The organism is Streptomyces sp. NPDC055189 (assembly GCF_053606765.1).
The window spans coordinates 106,987-125,836 of sequence record NZ_JBSGSG010000001.1; the positions used below are offsets into that span (position 1 = coordinate 106,987).

16 protein-coding genes are annotated in these 18,850 nt (G+C 70.6%); 10 read left to right on the plus strand and 6 right to left on the minus strand.

Annotated features, from left to right (window positions below):
- Positions 1–832: 832 nt before the first annotated feature.
- A complete protein-coding gene (locus tag ACWFR3_RS00530; RefSeq protein ID WP_453732281.1) occupies positions 833–1,234 on the minus strand; it encodes a VOC family protein in 402 nt (133 codons plus the stop codon).
- 201 nt (positions 1,235–1,435) lie between these two features.
- Here ACWFR3_RS00530 and ACWFR3_RS00535 point away from each other — a divergent pair, with 201 nt between their 5' ends.
- On the plus strand, positions 1,436–2,641 hold the full coding sequence (locus tag ACWFR3_RS00535; RefSeq protein ID WP_453732282.1) for an NADH:flavin oxidoreductase: 1,206 nt from the start codon (positions 1,436–1,438) through the stop codon (positions 2,639–2,641).
- Positions 2,642–2,774: 133 nt separating this feature from the next.
- On the opposite strand, the gene ACWFR3_RS00540 is transcribed toward ACWFR3_RS00535, so the two are convergent.
- Positions 2,775–3,752 (minus strand): LacI family DNA-binding transcriptional regulator, encoded by a 978-nt coding sequence (locus ACWFR3_RS00540; RefSeq protein WP_453732283.1) that lies wholly within the window; start codon positions 3,750–3,752, stop codon positions 2,775–2,777.
- A gap of 215 nt (positions 3,753–3,967) precedes the next feature.
- Here ACWFR3_RS00540 and ACWFR3_RS00545 point away from each other — a divergent pair, with 215 nt between their 5' ends.
- From ACWFR3_RS00545 to ACWFR3_RS00560, 4 genes are all read left to right on the plus strand, one after another.
- Positions 3,968–5,332 (plus strand): NCS2 family permease, encoded by a 1,365-nt coding sequence (locus ACWFR3_RS00545; RefSeq protein WP_453732284.1) that lies wholly within the window; start codon positions 3,968–3,970, stop codon positions 5,330–5,332.
- Between the two features lie 89 nt (positions 5,333–5,421).
- Positions 5,422–7,140: an adenine deaminase C-terminal domain-containing protein gene (locus ACWFR3_RS00550; protein WP_453732285.1), complete on the plus strand. Its 1,719-nt coding sequence runs from the start codon at positions 5,422–5,424 to the stop codon at positions 7,138–7,140.
- Positions 7,141–7,420: 280 nt separating this feature from the next.
- The gene (locus ACWFR3_RS00555) at positions 7,421–7,912 is read left to right on the plus strand and encodes a hypothetical protein (RefSeq protein ID WP_453732286.1); all 492 of its coding nucleotides are present in this window, start codon (positions 7,421–7,423) and stop codon (positions 7,910–7,912) included.
- 238 nt (positions 7,913–8,150) lie between these two features.
- Positions 8,151–8,639, plus strand: a complete 489-nt coding sequence (locus tag ACWFR3_RS00560; RefSeq protein WP_453732287.1) for a hypothetical protein — start codon at positions 8,151–8,153, stop codon at positions 8,637–8,639.
- Positions 8,640–8,678: 39 nt separating this feature from the next.
- Here ACWFR3_RS00560 and ACWFR3_RS00565 read toward each other — a convergent pair whose 3' ends face one another.
- Positions 8,679–10,271 carry a long-chain-fatty-acid--CoA ligase gene (locus tag ACWFR3_RS00565; protein WP_453732288.1) on the minus strand — a complete coding sequence of 531 codons (1,593 nt, stop codon included), beginning with the start codon at positions 10,269–10,271 and terminating at the stop codon, positions 8,679–8,681.
- A 235-nt stretch (positions 10,272–10,506) separates the two neighbouring features.
- Here ACWFR3_RS00565 and ACWFR3_RS00570 point away from each other — a divergent pair, with 235 nt between their 5' ends.
- Positions 10,507–11,673: a TetR/AcrR family transcriptional regulator gene (locus ACWFR3_RS00570; protein ID WP_453732289.1), complete on the plus strand. Its 1,167-nt coding sequence runs from the start codon at positions 10,507–10,509 to the stop codon at positions 11,671–11,673.
- 131 nt (positions 11,674–11,804) lie between these two features.
- Here ACWFR3_RS00570 and ACWFR3_RS00575 read toward each other — a convergent pair whose 3' ends face one another.
- Positions 11,805–13,013: an oxygenase MpaB family protein gene (locus tag ACWFR3_RS00575; RefSeq protein WP_453732290.1), complete on the minus strand. Its 1,209-nt coding sequence runs from the start codon at positions 13,011–13,013 to the stop codon at positions 11,805–11,807.
- Positions 13,014–13,275: 262 nt separating this feature from the next.
- On the opposite strand from ACWFR3_RS00575, the gene ACWFR3_RS00580 reads away from it, so the two are divergent.
- The 4 genes from ACWFR3_RS00580 to ACWFR3_RS00595 are packed head-to-tail and all read left to right on the plus strand — an operon-like array spanning position 13,276 to position 17,659.
- On the plus strand, positions 13,276–14,919 hold the full coding sequence (locus tag ACWFR3_RS00580) for a succinic semialdehyde dehydrogenase (RefSeq protein ID WP_453732291.1): 1,644 nt from the start codon (positions 13,276–13,278) through the stop codon (positions 14,917–14,919).
- On the plus strand, positions 14,916–15,395 hold the full coding sequence (locus ACWFR3_RS00585; RefSeq protein WP_453732292.1) for a DUF4334 domain-containing protein: 480 nt from the start codon (positions 14,916–14,918) through the stop codon (positions 15,393–15,395). Before ACWFR3_RS00580 ends, ACWFR3_RS00585 begins: the two co-directional genes overlap by 4 nt.
- On the plus strand, positions 15,392–16,444 hold the full coding sequence (locus ACWFR3_RS00590; RefSeq protein WP_453732293.1) for an alcohol dehydrogenase catalytic domain-containing protein: 1,053 nt from the start codon (positions 15,392–15,394) through the stop codon (positions 16,442–16,444). Before ACWFR3_RS00585 ends, ACWFR3_RS00590 begins: the two co-directional genes overlap by 4 nt.
- Before the next feature lie 51 nt (positions 16,445–16,495).
- The gene (locus ACWFR3_RS00595) at positions 16,496–17,659 is read left to right on the plus strand and encodes an acyl-CoA dehydrogenase family protein (RefSeq protein ID WP_453732294.1); all 1,164 of its coding nucleotides are present in this window, start codon (positions 16,496–16,498) and stop codon (positions 17,657–17,659) included.
- A 37-nt stretch (positions 17,660–17,696) separates the two neighbouring features.
- On the opposite strand, the gene ACWFR3_RS00600 is transcribed toward ACWFR3_RS00595, so the two are convergent.
- A complete protein-coding gene (locus tag ACWFR3_RS00600) occupies positions 17,697–18,482 on the minus strand; it encodes a bestrophin-like domain (RefSeq protein ID WP_453732295.1) in 786 nt (261 codons plus the stop codon).
- A 109-nt stretch (positions 18,483–18,591) separates the two neighbouring features.
- Positions 18,592–18,786: a hypothetical protein gene (locus ACWFR3_RS00605; RefSeq protein WP_453732296.1), complete on the minus strand. Its 195-nt coding sequence runs from the start codon at positions 18,784–18,786 to the stop codon at positions 18,592–18,594.
- Positions 18,787–18,850 lie beyond the last annotated feature (64 nt).

Here is an 18,850-nt window from a genome sequence, read left to right on the forward strand (position 1 = left end):
CTGACGTGCCTCCACCTTGGGTGCGTCGCTGCTGCCGTAGGGGGGATGGCCGTCGCCTTCTGGGCCTTGTACGTACAGAGTGACGCAGCCGTGCTCCGTATTCTGTCGGCCGCCTTCATGGCCGCAGCGGTCCTGATCCTGCTTGTTGCCGTCGTAGCAGAGGATCTTCCTAAGAAGTCCAACAAATAGCGCGCGTGGACGTACCTGTGCATCCTGTCAAGGGAGTTGCCTTCGGCGCCGCCAGGGTCCGTGCGCTCCATAGCGCGATACCGGCCCAGTGGTGGTCTGGGAGCGAGCGAAGCATCGGACGCTGACCTCGCCCAAAGCCGCCGCCGGCACGACGGTGATCCGCCGTGCCGGCGGTCGTCGTTCTGGAGTGCAGGTATGGAGCGACCCGGTGAACGGTCTGCGAGCCCCTGGACGACTCGCACCGGCCGGGCCACGGGGCCCTGGGCACCCTCCACTCAGCCGGCGTTGAACGCCGCCTCGACGGTCAGGGTGTCCTCGTACAGGTGCATGCGCACGATCCGATTGTCCTCAACCATCAGGTGCGTGGCCACCGGTGCGGTGCCCTGTTCCTTATGTCTTCCCGTTCGCTTGAGGCGTGCGGGTCGGGCCCCAGCCCTGGAGGGGCGAATGCGTCCCGCGTCACGGCGGTGGCGGCGACCTCGTCGGGATGGCCGGCGCGGCCGAGCGGGGCCGGTGGGGGCGGCGGGGCGGGCTCGGCGGCGGCAGGCAGATCGCCGTGCGGGAAAACGGCGCGGAGTTCGTTCAGGCCCGGTTGGACCCGTCCCGTCAGCCGCGCCGCTGCGCTCTCACGGCATCGGCGCTGTCACGTCGCGATCTCCCAGAGGTGGCCGCCCGGGTCGCGGAAAGAGGCGGTGCGGATGCCCCAGGGCCGGTCCATCGGCCCGTTCAGCAGCTCGACGCCCCGCGCCGCCAGGAGCGCGCAGGTCGCATCCACGTCGTCCACGGCGAGCGTGAACACCAGACGGGAACCGGCCTCGCGGGGCGCGACGGAGGCGGGTTCGATCAGTTCGGGCCCCGCTGTGCTGTCGAGCAGGTTGATCAGCGTGTCGCCGAACTGGAACACCGCCGAGTTCTCGTTCTCCCAGTGGACGGGGAGTGCGAAGACTTCCCGGTAGAACTCTTTGGTCGCTGCCAGGTCCTCGGTGAAGAGGGTGATGGCCTTGATGCCGCCCGGCCACGAACGTGCGCTCACACTGTCGGTCATGAATCGCGATCTTTGCCCACCGGCGGCGCCCGTGTACAGGGTCTTGCCGCGTCGATCAGTTGCTGTTTGGCGTGCCGGTGATCCGGCGGTCCTGGAAGGGCGGTTGCCGGTCGCGCGGGGGTTCGCCGGTCGGCCAACGGCGTACCGGGTGGGTCACCACGGGCGGCTGACAGTTCGTCAGGTTTCTGGGACGCTTTCCGTATGACTGCGGCCGCCCCGCCTCCCCGCCCCTCCGAGCCGGTACCCGACGTGCTCGCCCCGGCCCGGCTGGGCCCGGTGCGACTGCGCAACAGGATCATCAAGGCGGCCACCTTCGAGGGGGCCACGCCCGACGCGCTGGTCACCGACGAGCTGATCGAATACCACCGTCGCCCCGCAGCCGGGGGCGTGGCGATGACCACCGTGGCCTACTGCGCCGTCGCCCCCGAAGGCCGTACCCAGCGCGCGCAGTTGTGGATGCGCCCTGAGGTGCTGCCCGGACTGCGCCGACTTGCCGCCGTCGTCCACGAGGCGGGCGCCGCCGTCTCCCTCCAGCTCGGGCACGCCGGCCCGGTGGCCGACGCCCGTTCGAATCAGCTTCCCGCCCTGTCCCCGATGGGCGGGTTCAACCCGGTCAGCCTGCGCCGCGACCGCGCCGCCACAAGTGAGGACCTGGAGCGCGTGGTCCGGGCCCACGCGGCGGCGGCCCAGCTGGCCCTGGATGCCGGGGCCGACGCCATCGAGCTGCACCTGGGCCACAACTACCTGGCCAGCGCTTTCCTCAGCCCCCGGCTCAACCGGCGCACCGACGCCTACGGCGGAAGCCTGTCCAACCGGGCTCGGCTGGCCCTGGACCTGGCCCGCGCCGTGCGGGAACAGGTCGGCACCCGGATCGCGATCACCGCGAAACTCAACATGACCGACGGGGTGCGCGGCGGCCTGTCCCTGGACGACAGCCTGCAGGTGGCCCGCTGGCTGCAGGAGGACGGCTCGGTGGACGCGCTGGCGCTCACCGCCGGCAGCTCGCTGCTCAACCCGATGTACCTGTTCCGCGGTGAGGCCCCGGTCAAGGAGTTCGCGAACCAGTTCCCGCTGCCCCAGCGGATCGGTCTGCGCACGATCGGCAGATCGTTCCTGCGCGCCTATCCGTACGAGCCGCTGTATCTGCTGGAGCATGCACAGAAGTTCCGCGAGGCACTCACGCTCCCGCTGATCCTCCTGGGCGGCGTCACCGACCGGGAAGGCATGGACCGGGCCATGGCCGGGGGATTCGCCTTCGTCGCCATGGCCCGGGCCCTGCTGCGCGAGCCCGACCTGCCACGGCGTATCGGGCAGTCCCCGGGCACCCGCTCGCGCTGTACGCACTGCAACCTGTGCATGCCCACGATCTACACCGGGACGCATTGCCCGCTGATCGGCACCCGGTAGGGGCCCGGCGCGGCGCGTGCCGGGCGGGTGGCGCTGGCGCTGGCGCCGCAGCGCGCCCCGGCCGGGGCTGAGTCCACGAACGAACCCGCGCCGAGGTCTTCGAGCAAGGCGACGGGCGGTCCCGGACGGGCGGCTACCGGCCGCGCGGCGGTGCCGTCGACGCGCGCAGGACGGGAGCGGCCGGCAGACGTGAGGTGACCGTGCGCCGGTGGCCCTCGAGCAGCTCGTGCAGGCGGGTGACGGCCAGGGCCCCGGCTTCCTGCAGCGGCACGTCGAGTGCGGTCACCGGGGGAGTGGTGGCGCTGAGCGTGCTGAGGTCGTCGGCCGCCGCCAGGCTCACGTCCGCCGGCACGCGGCGTCCGGCCACGTTCAGGCCGTGCAGCAGCCCCAGTGCCAGATAGCTGTTGTAGGCCAGGACGGCCGTTGCCTCGGCGGGCAGCGCGCGGGAGGCCTCGATGCCGGCGTCGAAGGTGGGCGGCAGCGGCCCCAGGACGTTCAGCCGGGCGCCGGCCGCCGACGCCTGGGCGCTCAGGGCGGTGCGGCGCTGTTCGTCGGCCCAGGAGCCCGCGGGCCCCGAGACGTAGGCGATGTGGCGGTGGCCCTGGGCCAGCAGGTGGTCGAGGAGTTCGCCCAGGCCCGCGGCGGTGTCGGCCACCACGGCGGGCAGCCGGCCCACCTGGCGGTCGACGAGGACCAGCGGGCGGCGGCGGAAGCGCTCGCGCAGCGCGGCGTCGGTGCCGACCGGCGTCACCATGATCAGGCCGTCGGCCTGCTCGGAGAGCCGGTCGGCGAGGGCGGCCTCCCGCTGCGCGTCGTACTCCGAGACCGCGATCAGCAGGTGGCTCTCGGTCTCTTCGGCCGCCTGCTGCGCGCCCATCACCAGCGGCGCGAAGAACGGGTTGGAGAGCGTGGGCACGATCAGCCCGATCAGGCCCGTACGGCCCGTGGTCAGCGCGCGGGCGGCGGCGTTGGGATGGAAACCGAGCCGGTCGGCCGCCTCCCGCACGCGCAGGCGCGTGCTCTCGGCGACCAGTTCGGGGCGCTGCAGTGCCCGCGAGGCGGTGGCCTTGGACACCCCCGCCGCACGCGCCACGTCCAAGAGCGTCGCCAATGCCGTCCCCTGCCTGATGTGCCCGGCAGGATCGAAGATCCGCCCGAGACCCGTGTTCACTTTCGCCTGATGCCGTGCCATGATACCCGCAACCGGTCTCTGCAACCGGTTTCAGAGACCGGTTGCAGAGACCGGGCCAAGCCGGGTTCCCCGCACGCCCGTACTCCGCCCGCGCCGACAGCCGCGTGCCCGCCCCTCACCCCGCCGAGGTCCCCATGCCCACCACCGCTCCGCCGCCCGGCGAGCAGACCGACGCCGCCACCCCGCCGCCCGCCTCGCGCGTCGAGCGGCTCTTCGGCGTCCGCGACCGCGGCAGCAGCCACCGCACGGAACTCGTGGCCGGCGCCTCGATGTTCATGGCCGCCGCCTACGCCGTCGTCGTGGTCCCCGGCCAGCTGGCCTCCGCCGGGGTCCCGCACGGCGCCGCGACCACCGCCGTCATCATCGCCATCGCCCTCGCGACGCTGGCCATGGGCCTGATCGCCAACCTGCCCTTCGTCGTCGCCCCGGGCCTCGGCGGCGTAGCACTGATCGCCTTCACCATCGTCGGACAGGACCACGTCCCCTGGGACACGGCCCTGGGCATGGTCTTCTGGTCCGGCGTCGCCTTCCTGCTGCTGACCCTCTTCGGCATCCGCGACCTGGTCACCCGGCTCATGCCGATCAACCTCAAGTACGCCATCAGCGGCGGCCTGGGCCTCTACATCGCCCTCATCGGATTCCGCGACGCCGACCTCGTCGTCGGCAACGCCGACAAGGCCGCGCTCGCCATCGGCGACCTGTCCAAGGCTCCAGCCCTCCTCGCTCTGGCCGGCCTGCTGCTGCTCACCGCTCTGGCCGCCCGCAAGGTGCCGGGCGCCTTCCTCATCACCATCGCCGCCGTCACCCTCATCGGCGTGCCGCTGGGCGTCACCGAGGTCCCCGACAGCCTCTTCGCGGCCCCCGACTCACCCGGCCCCCTGCTCTTCCACATCGACATCCTCGGCGCCCTCAAGCCCGAGTACTTCCCCTACATTTTCGCGTTCTTCGTCTCCGAGTTCTTCTCCATGACCGGCACCCTGCTGGCCGTCTCCGGCCGCGCCGGCCTCCTGGACAAGGACGGCAACATCCCCGGCTCCCGCCGCCCCTTCCTGGTCGACTCGGTCTCCGTCATGGGCGGATCGGCCGTCGGCGCCCCCTCGATGACCGCCTACCTGGAGTCCTCGGCCGCCGCCGACGCGGGCGGCAAGACCGGCCTGTCCTCGGTCTGGGCCGCCTGCGGCTTTGCTTTGCTGCTGCTCGTCACCCCCTTCGCCACCCTGATCCCCTCCGCCGCCACCGCACCCGTGCTGATGTTCATCGGCCTGAACATGCTCGGCGCGCTCAAGAACGTCGACTTCAAGGACCCCACCAACGCCATCCCGGCCGCTCTGACCGTCGCCACCACGCTGTTCTTCGGCAACTTCGGCACCGGCATCGCCACCGGCCTGGCGGCCCACGTCCTGGTCAAGACGGTCAGCGGCCGGATCCGCGAGGTGCCCTGGCCGCTGTGGATCGTCATGATCCCGCTGGGCTACTACTTCTACACCCTCGTCCCCTGACCGCCCCGCGGCCCGCGACGACCACCGACTGCCGGGGCGGGCCGCGCCCGCCCGCGCGCGACAACATCCCTTCCAAGGAGCACGAGCCCATGAGTGAGCAGCACGACCTCCGGATCAGCGGCGGGCGCGTGATGTCCACCTTCACCGGTGAGGAGTTCGCCGCGGACGTCCTGGTACGCGGAGACCAGATCACCGCGGTGCTCCCGCCCGGCACCCCCGCCACCGCGGCCGAGGAGATCGACGCCACCGGGATGCTGATCGCCCCCGGCTTCGTGGACGCCCACATGCACATCGAGAGCGCCTTCCTGACGCCCCAGGAATTCGCCGCCGTGACGCTGGCCCGCGGCACCACGACCGTCCTGGCCGACCCGCACGAGATCGTCAACGTCGCCGGCCGCGACGCCATGCGCTGGATGATCGACGCGGGCCGCCAGAGCGCCCAGACCCAGCTGTGGGGTGTCCCCTCGTGCGTACCCGCCCTGGAAGGCCTGGAGCACGCAGGCGCCGCCCTCTCCGCCGACGACATCGCCGACATGCTCCAGTGGCCCGGCGTCATCGCCCTGGGCGAGGTCATGGACTACCGCGCCGTCGTCGCCGGCGACCGCCGCATGCACGAGATCACCGCCGTGGCCCGCGCACACGAGAAGATCCTCGACGGCCACTGCCCCAACCTCACCGGCGCGGAACTGAGCGCCTACCTGGCCACCGGCGTGGACTCCGACCACACCAAGAACCGCACCGAGGTCGTCCTGGAAAAGGCACGCCTGGGCATGACGATGATGCTCCAGGAAAAGTGCCTCACCCCCGAGGTCGCCACCGCATTGCTGTCCCTGCCCCAACTCCCGCCGCTGTGCCTGGTCACCGACGACCTCGCCGCCGACCACATCGTCAAGCAGGGCCACCTCGACCACATCGCGCGCGTAGCCGTGGCCGCCGGCTTCCCGCCCCACGCCGTCCTCAAGGCCCTGACCTGGACCCCGGCCCAGCGCCTGCGCCTGTACGACCGCGGCGTCGTCTCCCCGGGCAAGCGCGCCGACCTGGTCCTGCTGCGGGGCGACCTCGCCTCCTTCGACCCCGCACTCGTCCTGGCCGGCGGCCGCATCGTGGGCCGCGACGGCGCACCCGTCCAAGCCACAGACGCCCCGGAACCCCTCGCTCTGCCGCCCCTGGACAGTCGCGTGGAGGTAGAAGCCCAGGACGCGGACGGCTTCCGCTGGCGCGTGGACCTGCCCGACGGCACCCACCGCTTCCGGGCCATGAGCGTCAACCCGCGCGACACCTACACCGAAGCAACCGAGGTCGAACTCCCGGTCACCGGTGGCGAGGTGCACTGGGAGGGACGCACCACAGTGGTGCGCGTACGCAACCGCTACGGACGCCCCGGCGCGGTCTTCGCCCCGCTGACGGGCCGGGAGCTGGGCGAGGGCGCCGTGGCCTCCACCTACGCCCACGACAGCCACAACCTCCTGACCATCGGCACCTCCCGTGCCGCCATGGCCGCGGCCGCCGCGACCGTCGTCGCCGACGGGGGAGGCGTGGCCGTCGTCCGAGGCGCCGACGGCCAAACGGTGGCTGCACGCATGCCGCTGCCCGTAGGCGGCGTGCTCTCCGCCCGCCCGGCCCACGACGTCGCCGACCAGGCCGCCGCGGTGCGCACGGCGCTGGAAACCTGGGGCTGGCACCACCTCAACCCGTTCATGAGCGTGTCGACCCTGACCCTGGCCGTCTCACCCGCCCTCAAAATCACCGACCGCTCCCTGGTGGACGTGGCACGCCGCGAACCGGTAACTGCGACGATCACGGACTGACCGGCGAAGGCGACGGCCGCACAACCCGTCGGCGCAGCCGCAGTTGGGCGCGGCCGCGCCGGCGGGACACACACCCGCACCTCCTGCTGAGGCCTGCCCCGCACAAGATCTCTGGCGGGTGAGGACATTCCGCGCCATTCGGCCCGTTCCCGTTTGACCGTCACCCATACGATGACGCCGTGCAGGTACGGAGCTCGGCGGACGGCTCTGACGCCGAGGACACACCTGCACGCGAGGTACCGGGCGCTGCCTGCTGGACGAGAGGACGGGGAATCGGTCCATGGAGAGGTTCGAGACAGAGAGTCTGGCGCTTATGCCCGGCCAGAAGGTGCGGGCCACAGTCCGCAGCCATCACCCATGGGGCGTGCTCGTCGAGATCGCAGGCTACGAGAACGCCGGCCTGTCGGCCTCTATCGACATGATCCAGCAGTTCTCCGAGACCACCAGCAGCTATGACGAACTACTCGCGCTCTTCCCGCCGATCGGTGCGCAGTTGGATGCAGTGATCGCGCAGATCCACCGCTGGCATCCGCCGGTCTCAGTACGGCTCAGCATCCGACCTGCTGACCTTGAATCGCTGGCCTCGCTCTGCGACTTCTGTGGTGAACGGATCACGTTGGGCCCGGGTGGAGATGCCCTCGTCCTGGACTCGCGGAGCATCGACGGTCCGGGAAGCCACACCATCATTTCCCATCGACGGTGCCTGGCCGAGCGAATCCGCCCGGAGAACGGCGGCGAGCAGGCACGAGCATTGAAGATCGGGCAGATGTAACTGCCGCCCGCATGGCCAGGGCCAAGCACGCAGGGACTGGCTCGGGAGGAGGGACCGGCTTCGCTGGGACAATCTTCGAGCAGCCGCACCGCATGACACGCGACTACACGGCGTTCGGCCCGTTCCGTTTCCGCCGTCACCAATACGATGACGCCTTGCGTGCTCTGAGCGCGACAATGGCTGCCGGCAGCAGGTGAGTTCACCCGCGCCGTCCCATCAAGTACCGCTGGAGCGCCGCATGGATCCGACAGACGGCCGCACGGACGACATCGTTCTGAGCGTTGAAGAGTACGACGCCGTCAGGGCGGCCGTCGCTCGTGCCGTCGGCACCTGCACCTGCACCGGTGGCGGCGCACCGGCCCACTCCCTCAATTCCCTGTTCGAGGGCTGGAGTGCGTTGGCGGACGAGGTGGAGGAGGGCTACTCGTGGTGCGGGCCGGACCTCGTGCACGATCTCTGGTGCCGGGACACGCTCGCCGGAGTCTGGCCGTTGCTGCCCCCACGTGTTCGCGCGATCAGGCAACCGGAACTCGACGGCATCGACGTTCGCTTTCGCCGCGCGACGATCCCGTGGCCTGACCGCCCGCAGGAAGGCGCCGGCTGGTGGAGGTGGCGGGTTCCCCGGTGCCTTGCGGTCGAGTCCGCAGAGCAACGGGATCCGGACTGGCCGCTCGGGTGGGAGATGATGCCGTTCTCCCGACCCGCTTCGGTGGAAGTCGTCACCTGACCGTACGTACGGGCCGGCACGGCGCGAGCCCGCTCCGGCTCAGGTGCGTCCTGGTGCGCCCGCGTCGTCTTCGCGCAGCTGCCCCTTGATGACCTTGCCCCCGGCGTTGCGGGGCAGTTCGGGAACCAGTCGCAGGTCCTTGGGCATCTTGAAGGAGGCGAGCTTCCCGTCGAGGAAGGCGGTCAGCTCGGGCAGTGACAGTTCGCCCTGCGGCGCCGGGGTGACATAGGCGACCGGGACCTGGCCCCAGCGCTCATCCGGCCTGCCGATCACCGCGACTTCACGGACCGCGGGGTGTTCGGCGATGACGTTCTCCAGCTCGGCGCAGTAGATGTTCTCGCCACCGCTGATGATCATGTCTTTCGCGCGGTCGACGACCCACACGAACCCCTCCGGGTCCTGCCTGACGAGATCTCCGGAGTGGAACCACCCGCCGTGGAAGGCAGCCGCGGTCTCCTGCGGCTTGTTCCAGTAGCCCTGCGTCACGGTCGGGCCGCGATAGACGATCTCGCCGACTTCGCCGGCCGGGACGTCGTTCATGGCGGCGTCGACGATGCGGTACTGCAGGGTCGGGATCGGCCGGCCCACCGATCCGAGCTTGCGCAGGGCGTCGGCGCCGCGCAGCACGCAGGTGATCGGTGAGGTCTCGGTCTGGCCGAAGACCGCCACGTTGAGAGCGCGGGGGAAGCTCTCGCCCATGGCGCGCAGGGTCGCGTCGCTGGCGGGCGCGGCGCCCCAGCTGATGACGCGCAGCTTGAGGTCGCGCTTGTCGATGCCGGGCTGGGCGCAGATCATCTCCCACTGCTGGGGCACGTTGAAGACGATCGTGGCGCCTTCGCGCTCGTAGGCATCCAGGACGGCGGCAGGGTCGAAGGCCCCCAGCGGGTGGATCACCACGGTGCTGCCGACCAGGAAGTTCGCGACGATCGAACCCAGGCCGGCGATGTGGAAGAAGGGGGCGGTCAGGAAGCCGACGTCGGAGTCGTCGAAGATGTCCATCGCCCGGATACAGGTGATCGCCTGTATCTGCAGGTTGCGGTGGGAGAGCAGCACGCCCTTCGGGCGGCCGGTGGTCCCCGAGGTGTACATGATCAGCGCGGTCGACTCCTCGCTGATGTCGGGCAGTTCCATCGGCGCGTGCGCCGCCAGGAACTCCTCGTAGGCGATGCCCTCTTGGGCGCCGGGCGCATCTGCTGCGACGTCGCTCGGATCGCCGATCACGATGACCGTGCCGATCGAGGCGGCGTGGGGGACGGTGCGCAGCAGCGGCAGCAGCCGTGCGTCGACGACGATCGCCGCGGGGGCGCAGTCGGTGAGGATGTAGTCGAGTTCCAGGGGCGCCAGCCGGAAGCTGAGGGGCACGGCCATGGCTCCCAGGCTGTTCGCCGCGAACAGGCTTTCCACGAACCAGGGATGGTTCAGCGTCAGCAGGGCCACGCGATCACCCGCGGCGACCCCGCGCTCGGCCAGGGCGGCGGCCAGCTGAAGCGAGCGGCGCGACAGCTGGGCCCAGGACGTGGTCTCGCCGAGGTGGCGCAGGGCGGGCTTGTCGGGCCGCATCAGCGCGTGGGTGGCCGCATGGGCCATCCAGTGGTGGCGAAAAGACCATGCGGGAGCCGTATCAACGGACATGCCACTCCTCTGGTTCCGGATGGGCGGGGGAGGGGTCGGCCGCCATTATGCCCGCGATACGGCCGTTCAAGAAGCTTTTTGTTAATGGAAAATCACATCGTGGTGCAGGGGTGTCCGCCGCGGATGCCGGTGGCGTCCACGGCGGACGGCGGAGGCGGCGAGCGGCTTCTGGCCGCGGATCGTCTTGTGGTTCACTGACGCTCATGGCCCTGTCTTCCCGTTTGTGTGCCCGCCGGTGAACGCCGGTCCGATCGCCGCCGTGCGACCGCGCAACCGCCGGCAGCTCATCGTCGAGGCGGCCGGCAAGGTCTTCAGCGAGCGCGGCTATCACGCGGCGTCCATGGAGGAGATCGCCGCCGCGGTGAACATCAGCGCGGCGGCCCTGTACCGGCATTTCCCCAACAAGTACGCCCTGTTCGCCGAGTGCGCCAACGTCATGGTCGACCGGCTCGTCGCCGTGCTCGACGACGTGCCGCCCGACGCCGGCCTCGCCGAGGTGCTGGGCGCCGTGAACCGGGTCGCGGTCAGCCACCGCGCCTCGGGCGGCCTCTACCGCTGGGAGGCCCGCTACCTCGAGCACGAGGACCGCCGGGTCCTGCGGGGCAAGTTCGCCCGCGTCGTCGCCCGGGTCAGCGAGACCGTACAGCGCGATCATCCCTCGCCCCGGGCGGAGTTGAGCGCTGCGGCATCCCTGGGCGCCATCGGGTCCATCACGACCCATCACGTCTCCATCGCCCAGCGCCGGGCCGAGGAGGTGCTGCTGGCCGCCGCCCTGCGCACGGCCGCGACCGACCCGGGCGCGGCGGGCGGCGGGGCGCGCCTGATTCAGCTGCCCGCCCAGCCGGTGCCGCGCACCCGGCGCGCGGAGATCCTCGCCGCCGCCATCCCGCTGTTCGCCCGCGACGGGTTCGCCAAGGTCACCAACGGGCGGATCGCCGAGGCGGTGGGCCTGGTCCCCTCCGCCATCTACCGCCACTACCCCAACAAGGTGGACATCCTGGCGGCGGCCTGCATGCCGGCCGCCGGACTGCTGGCCCAGGCGGTCGACCGCAACCTCGACGGGGTGAGCGACCCGCACGACGCCGTGGCCGCACTGGCGGCAACGTATGTGGCCTACAGCTTCGAGCACACCGCGCTGACCAGCGTCGCCGAGGCCGAGGTCATCGGTCTTCCGGACGAGCTGCAGCAGCCGCTGATCCGCGCGCAGCGCGACCACATCGCCGTATGGGAACAGCAACTGCGCGCGGTGCGAACCGAGTTGGACCCGCGGCAGGCGCGCGTGCTGGTGCACGCGGGCTTCGGCGTCGTGGTCGAGGCCGGTCGCCGCCTGCGCTGGCAGGACACCCCCGAACACCGCAGCGCCGTCACCGCCCTGGTCGTCGCCGCCCTGGGAGTGGACTGACCGCACTGTGCGCCGCAGGGCCGACGGGACGGATGCTCTCCACCTGGCTTCACCCGCATCCGGGGGAGGAGCAAGCCCCGCGATCCGCCGGGCCGGTCGCGGGGCATGACGCGCAGGGGGCGGCGTGCGGCTCAGGCGCCGGGCCGGTTGGCGGTGGGCAGGGTGATGGGGGTCTGGGTCGGCGAGGTGCCGTTGTTGAGGAACAGCATGGCGATGCCGCGCACGGCCTGGTCGAACAGGTAGAGACCGTCGGGCACGACGGGGGAGAGCCCCTCGCGGAAGCGGACATACGTCGGCCAGGCGGCCTTGATCAGGAGCCGCGACACCCGGTCGTGGGGCAGATCGAGCCAGTCGGCATACGTGTCGCCGATCAGATAGCGGACGAACTCGTTCACGAACCCGGTGGTCAGGCCCAGCGTGGGGTCCTCGACGTATCCGAGCAGGGTTTTGGCCAGGCTGATGCCCTCGGGCGTGGGGGCGACCTTGGGCCACAGCATCTGGTCGGCCTGCGCCTGCGCGTCAGCCCAGGTGGCGGGGATGAACTGGTGCTGCACGCCGAGCAGATGCAGGGCCACCTGCCAGGCGTGCAGGTCGGCTGCCTGCTCCTTGGCGGACAGCTTGATGCCCCACTTCTTGAGGTTGTTCTGCGCGACGGTGGCCACGGAGTGGAAGGTGACCAGGATGTCGCCGTTGCTGATCGGCTTGGGCTGGTCCGCGCTCTCCATGAAGCGCTTGGAGGTCACCAGCAGGCTGCGGACCGTGGAGTGCACCAGGCGCGTCTTGTTGGCCGAGACCAGGAAGTGCCCCGACGGCTGCCAGGCGGTGGGGCTGTGCAGGTCGTAGCCGAAGGTGAAGGTCTTGGCCGCGCGTTCCTTCATGTCGGCGCCGCCGGCGGACCAGTAGACCGCCCTGGCTTCGCGCGGGATCACGGTGCTCAGGATCCCGCTGCCCAGGCTCTCGGACACGAACAGGTAGCTGTTGAGGCGCTTGTAGAGCTTCTCGGACGCGGCCAGTAGCGCGGGATCGGCCCAGGAGGGAAGCTGGTTGACCTGCTTGAGGTAGTCGCTCAGGTAGCCCGGCATGCCCGACGGCAGGGGGTCGCTGTTGTCGACCCACGCTTCCCAGGCCTTGTTGACGGCCGGGATCGAGCCGTCGGCCAGGAGCCGGGCCGCCACGTCGTCCGCGTCGGGGTCCCAGACCGCGAACGGGTCGGTGACCGAGTCGGTCCCGGCGATCGATCCTGCGGATGACCAGGACCAGGCACCGGGCGCACTCGTCACGCTCGCGAGTCCCAGCACGGCGCCGATCGACAGTGCGCGCCTTCTGGTGAGATTTTCCATTTACTTGTCCGCCTTCCGTGCGTGCGCTAAGTCGTTGTGATTACGAGCCCGGGATGCAGGCTCCGGACCGGTCATGTGCTTGTTCCATGCTGTGATTTTCGATTAACATAATGATGCGTTAGGTCATCGGCAAGACCTCTGCACGGTCCAGAAACCGCTGCCGCCGCCCCTGCACCACGCGGCAACGGCGTGACCTGGCGCGTGACCTGGCACAAGCGCCGCCGCATCCCACCCGCATCCGTCCGGCACCCCGAGGAGCCCCATGAACACGGAGCAGGACCAGACCCACGCGCCGCCGCCCCCGCCGCCGCCGACGTCATCAGCGGCCCCCGGCTCACGACCTGCCTGGGTCACCGCCGACCTGCTCGCGCAGTGGTGCACCTGGGTACACCGCGACCTGACCCGCCCAGAGCCACCCGCACCCGACCCGGTGACCGCGCTCGCACCCTGGGACCTGACCCCCACCGCGCCCGTCCCCGCCTGCACCCCCCACGACGTCCGATCCGCCGCCGACGCAGCCCGCACCGCCCAGCGCGCGTGGGCGCAGACCCCGCCGGCACGCCGGGCCAAGACTGTGCTCGCCTTTCACGACCTGCTCCTGGAGCGGCAGGACCAGGTGCTCGACCTCATCCAGTGGGAGACGGGCAAGGCCCGCTATCACGCCTGGCAGGAGGTGGCCCAAGTCGCGGCCATCGCGCGGCACTACGCGCGCCGCGCCGCCCGCTACCTGGCCCCGCGTCGCGTACGCGGCATGGTCCCCGGCCTGACCAAGGTCAACGAGGTGCGGGTGCCCAAGGGCGTGGTCGGCATCATCTCCCCGTGGAACTACCCCCTGTACCTGGGGGTCGGTGACGTACTTCCGGCCCTCCTGGCCGGCAACGCCGTCGTCTCCAAGGCGGACTCCCAGACCGCCCTGACCCTGCTGTGGACACGGGCCCTGCTGCACGAAGCGGGCCTGCCCGCCGACCTGTGGCAGATCGTCGTCGGCGACGGGCAGGTCGTGGGCACCGCCGTCACCGACGCCGCCGACTTCGTCTCCTTCACCGGCTCCACCACCACCGGACGCACCGTCGCCCAGCGCGCCGCACAACGGCTGGTGGGCACCTCCCTCGAACTCGGCGGCAAGAACCCGCTGATCGTGCGCGAAGACGCCGACCTCGCCGCCGCAGCGGCCGGCACCGTCACGGCCGCCTTCACCAACACCGGGCAGATGTGCATCCACATCGAACGCGTCTACGTGCACGAAAAGGTCTACGACACCTTCCGTGAACACCTCGTCCTGGCCACCCGGGCGCTGCGCCTCGGGCGGTCCTACGACTACGCGGCCGACCTCGGGCCGCTCGTCTCACCGGCACAGCTCGCCACGGTCCGCGCCCACGTCGACGACGCCCTGGCCAAGGGAGCCACGGCACTGACCGGGGGGCGCGCCAGGCCCGACCTCGGGCCCCTGTTCTACGAACCCACCATCCTCGAAGGCGTCAGCGCCGACATGGATGCCTGCGCAAGCGAAACCTTCGGCCCGGTCCTTGCCCTGTACCCCTACGCCACCGACGACGAGGCCCTGAGCCTGGCCAACCAGGGAACCTACGGCCTGTCGGCCTCCATCTGGTCCAAGAACACCCGCGAGGCCGCCCGCATGGCCGCGCTCATCCGCGCCGGATCGGTCAACATCAACGACGGCGCCGCCGCAGCAGCCGGCAGCATCGAAGCCGGCATGGGCGGGATGGGCGACAGCGGCCCGGGCCGCCGCCACGGAGCCGAAGGCATCCGCAAATACACCGAAAGCCAGACCATCGCCGTGCAGCGCCTCATGCCACTGGGCCCCTCACCGAAACAATCGGTCGAAAGCTTCGTCCGCCGCACCAACAGCCAACTGTCCCTGCTGCGCCGGCTGCGTGTGCGGTGACCGACAACACGCCTGCCGTATACGAGCGGTGGAAGACCCTGCGGAGTGCGGCGGGTCCGGTCGACCCGGCCGACCTCGACGCCCTGTGGGCCGACCTCGCAGCCGTCGACGCCTCCTCAATCCTGGGCTCCTGGAAGGGATTCGCCTTCTCCACCGGCCATCCCATCCAGCAGGTACTGACCCGCAGCCACTGGCACGGCAAGCAGTTCATCGCCCTGGACGACGCCAAACCGCTCATCTGCCGGGCCCGGGACGGCAGCCTCTACTCCGACACCACCGCGGGCCGAGGCGAGGCCAGCCTCTGGAACATCGAGTTCCGGGGCGAGGTGACCGCCACGATGGTCTACGACGGCATGGCGGTGTTCGACCACTTCAAGCGGGTGGACGACACCACCCTGCTGGGCGTGATGAACGGCAAAGCCAGCACGGTCTCCGCCGGCGGCCACCTCTTCTACTTCGGCCTGGAGCGCGAGTGAAAATCTCCGCGCTGCTCTCGCACGGCTCCGCGGCCGGCGAACTCGTCGACGCCGAGCTGGACGACCCCCGCCCCGACGAAGTGATCGTCCGCATCGAAGCGGTCGGGGTGTGCCACACCGACCTGCTCACCCGCAAGAGACTCAGTCAGCGGCCCGCCGTCCTCGGCCACGAAGGCTGCGGCACCGTCGAACGCCTGGGGCCCGCCGTCGACGGGCTCAGCCTGGGGGACCGGGTCGTCATCTCCTTCGCCTCGTGCGGAGGATGCACCCAGTGCCGGGCCGGCCTGCCCGGGTACTGCGCCTGGGCGGCTGCCCTCAACGGTTCGGGACGGCGGCTCGACGGATCGCCGACCCTGCGCGTGGGCGGCGAGCCGGTCTTCGGGGCCTTCTTCGGCCAGTCGTCCTTCGCCACAGCCGCACTGGCCGATGCCCGCTCCTGCATCCGGGTCGGCGACATACCACCGGAAGCCGCCGCACCCCTGGGGTGCGGATTCCTGACCGGCGCGGGCGCGGTGCTCAACGTCCTGCGCCCCCGGCACGGCGATCGCCTGCTGGTCATCGGCGCCGGCGGCGTGGGCGCCGTCGCCGCCCTGACGGCCCTGTCCGAAGGCGTCGAAGTCGTCGTGGCCGAGCCCGTCGCGGCACGCCGCGCCCTGCTCGCCCGGTACGGCGCCACGACCGTGACCTCCCTGGACGAGCCGATACCGACGCTGACCCACGCACTGGACACCACCGGACGCCCCGAGCCCATCGCCCGCGCACTCACCCTCCTCCAGCCGCACGGCATCCTGGCGCTGGTCGGCCTGGGGCCTGCCGAAGTCGCCCTCGACGTGCGCACGTTGATGCTGCGCGGACTGCAGGTGCGCGGCTGTGTCGAGGGCGATGCCGAACCCGCGATCCTCATCCCGCAACTGATCCAGCGCTTCCGCAGCGGAACGCTGCCCCTCGACCGCCTGGTGAGCACCTACACTCTGGCCGACTTCGACCGGGCAGTGGCCGACCAGCAGGCCGGCCGGACCCTCAAGCCGGTCCTCCTGCCCGGCACCTGACCCCGCCCACTCTCCTCCCCGCCCCGATCATGATGTTGAACAGGAGTCCTGATGGCCGATGTGATCTCCGCCGAGCGGTCGCTGTACGACGACGAGCACGAACTCCTGCGCCAGACGGCCCGCGCCTTCGCCGACAAGCACGCCGAACCGCACGCCGAGCAGTGGCGGGCCGAAGGCAAGGTCGACCGCGAACTCTTCCGCGAAGCCGCCCGCGCCGGAATCCTCGGCTTCAACATCCCCGAGGCATACGGCGGCGCCGGGGTCAGCGACTACCGCTTCAACGCGGTCATCGGCGAAGAGTTCTCCCGCCATCCCGCATCCGACGGGCTCGCCTCGCTGACGCTGTCCAACGACATCGTCGTCCCCTACTTCACCGACCTGACCGACGACGGACAGAAGACCCGCTGGCTGCCGGGGATCGCCGCCGGAGAACTCGTCGTCGCCGTCGCGATGACCGAACCAGCCACCGGCAGCGACCTGGCCGGCATCGCCACCACCGCCGTCCGCGACGGCGACGACTACATCGTCAACGGCAGCAAGGTCTTCATCTCCAACGGCCAGAACGCCGACCTGGTCGTCACCGCCGTACGCACCGGACCCGACCGTCACGGCGGGATCAGCCTGCTGGTCATCGAGGCCGACCGTCCCGGCTTCGCCCGCGGACGCAACCTGGACAAGGTCGGCCTGCACGCCCAGGACACCAGCGAACTGTTCTTCCAGGACGTGCGGGTCCCGGCGGCCAACCTGCTGGGCCAGGAAGGCACCGGCTTCAAAGCGCTCATGCGCAACCTGCCCCAGGAGCGGATCTCGATCGCCGCCAACGCCGTGGCATCCATCGAAGGCGTACTGGAACGCACCCTGGACTACGTCAGGGAGCGCAAGGCGTTCGGCCGGCCCATCGGCTCCTTCCAGAACACCCGCTTCGAACTGGCCGACATGGTGACCACCGCCCGGGTAGGCCGCGCCTACCTCGACGACCTGCTCGCCCGCCACTCCCGCGGCGAACTGAGCGCGGTGGATGCCGCATCGGCGAAGTTCTGGGCCACCGAACGCTACGTCGACATCGTGGGCCGCTGCTTCCAACTGCACGGCGCCTACGGCTACATGCTCGAATACCGCATCGCCCACGACTACCTGGACTCGCGCATCACCACCGTCTACGGCGGCACCACCGAGATCATGAAGGAGATCGTGGGCCGGGACCTGGGCCTGTAGAGCTCCGGGGCCTGCGTCCGGGCAGTCGGGGCGGCCCTCACCAGAACTGAGCGAGCACACCCTCCTTGAAGGGAGCAGGCGAAACGGCGAGGTCGCCGGCGAAGGGATGGTCCAGCGTCAGGCACAGCAGCAGACTCACGCCGATCAGTGCGGCGACCGACATGACGAACATCAGATTCGCGCGCAGGCTCCTGATGCCGTAGAGCAAGGTCAGGGGGAGCATCACGAGCGCGCCGCCGTAGACGAGGATGTTGAGAAGCGACGGCAGGGACTGCTCTGCGTCGGAGAGCCGCGTTCGGCGTGCGCCGGCGATCTCGCCCAGCGTCGCGACGGTCTGCTGGTAGTAGGTCTTCTCGGCCTCGGTCCGCGGCTCGTAGTCCTGGAACACCTTGTACAGCGCGACCACTTCGGGGTTGGTGACGTTGGGGTCGGGCCGTCCGGCACGCATCAGCGGCCACTGCTCGTCGACGACGACCCGCACATACGCCCCGACGGCGTCGGTCACCCGCCGCTCCTGGCCGGGCGGGAACGCGGGAGCGTCACGCACCACTTCGGCGGTCTGGCTGGCCTCGAGCGCGACGTTGGTCTCCGCCTCGTTGAGGCCCTCCCACTCGGCCACCACGACAAAGGCCAGGATGATCCCGTAGATCGCGGCGTACATGCCGAGTACCACGCCGATCATCTCGTTGTTGGCACCGTTGGCGTGGTGCGGAAATCTGCGCCGCAGCACCAGCAGGCCGGCCACGGCCGCCAGTACGGCGCCGCCACCGAGCAGTGCGGCAAGCGCGAGAGTGCTGAAGTTGTTGAGCAGCCAGATACCCACGGCCCCATAACGGCCCGCCCTCGTCCGGGTTACTCCCCGGCCGCAGCCAGTCCACCCGCGAGCGGCGAGCGTCCGTTGTCGCAGGCCCGCCCGGGCCTACGGTGCCGGGTCAGACGAGACCGTCCTCGGGATGGGCCCGCTTCTGCATCCCCCAGTACTCACCCGAGCAGCCCGCAGGCAGCGGCGGGAAGCGGTGGGTCTTCACGTCCGTGCTCCAGTGGTGCTCCCCGCCGCAGTCACATTCGTAGATCCCGCTGGCAGGCACGATCTCTCCTGGGTGCCATGTCGTCTTCTCCTCGCTCATAGCCCCTTTCTACGACAGCACCGCGCACCCCGCGACCGGGCTGTCCGCCCACACGGAGCCAGGC

Excerpts from the sequence above, each read along its gene's own strand:
- ACWFR3_RS00530 (WP_453732281.1), bottom strand. The coding sequence starts at position 1,234 with ATGACCGACAGTGTGAGCGCACGTTCGTGGCCGGGCGGCATCAAGGCC.
- ACWFR3_RS00535 (WP_453732282.1), top strand. The coding sequence starts at position 1,436 with ATGACTGCGGCCGCCCCGCCTCCCCGCCCCTCCGAGCCGGTACCCGAC.
- ACWFR3_RS00545 (WP_453732284.1), top strand. The coding sequence starts at position 3,968 with ATGCCCACCACCGCTCCGCCGCCCGGCGAGCAGACCGACGCCGCCACC.
- ACWFR3_RS00550 (WP_453732285.1), top strand. The coding sequence starts at position 5,422 with ATGAGTGAGCAGCACGACCTCCGGATCAGCGGCGGGCGCGTGATGTCC.
- ACWFR3_RS00555 (WP_453732286.1), top strand. The coding sequence starts at position 7,421 with ATGGAGAGGTTCGAGACAGAGAGTCTGGCGCTTATGCCCGGCCAGAAG.
- ACWFR3_RS00560 (WP_453732287.1), top strand. The coding sequence starts at position 8,151 with ATGGATCCGACAGACGGCCGCACGGACGACATCGTTCTGAGCGTTGAA.
- ACWFR3_RS00565 (WP_453732288.1), bottom strand. The coding sequence starts at position 10,271 with ATGTCCGTTGATACGGCTCCCGCATGGTCTTTTCGCCACCACTGGATG.
- ACWFR3_RS00575 (WP_453732290.1), bottom strand. The coding sequence starts at position 13,013 with ATGGAAAATCTCACCAGAAGGCGCGCACTGTCGATCGGCGCCGTGCTG.
- ACWFR3_RS00580 (WP_453732291.1), top strand. The coding sequence starts at position 13,276 with ATGAACACGGAGCAGGACCAGACCCACGCGCCGCCGCCCCCGCCGCCG.
- ACWFR3_RS00595 (WP_453732294.1), top strand. The coding sequence starts at position 16,496 with ATGGCCGATGTGATCTCCGCCGAGCGGTCGCTGTACGACGACGAGCAC.
- ACWFR3_RS00605 (WP_453732296.1), bottom strand. The coding sequence starts at position 18,786 with ATGAGCGAGGAGAAGACGACATGGCACCCAGGAGAGATCGTGCCTGCC.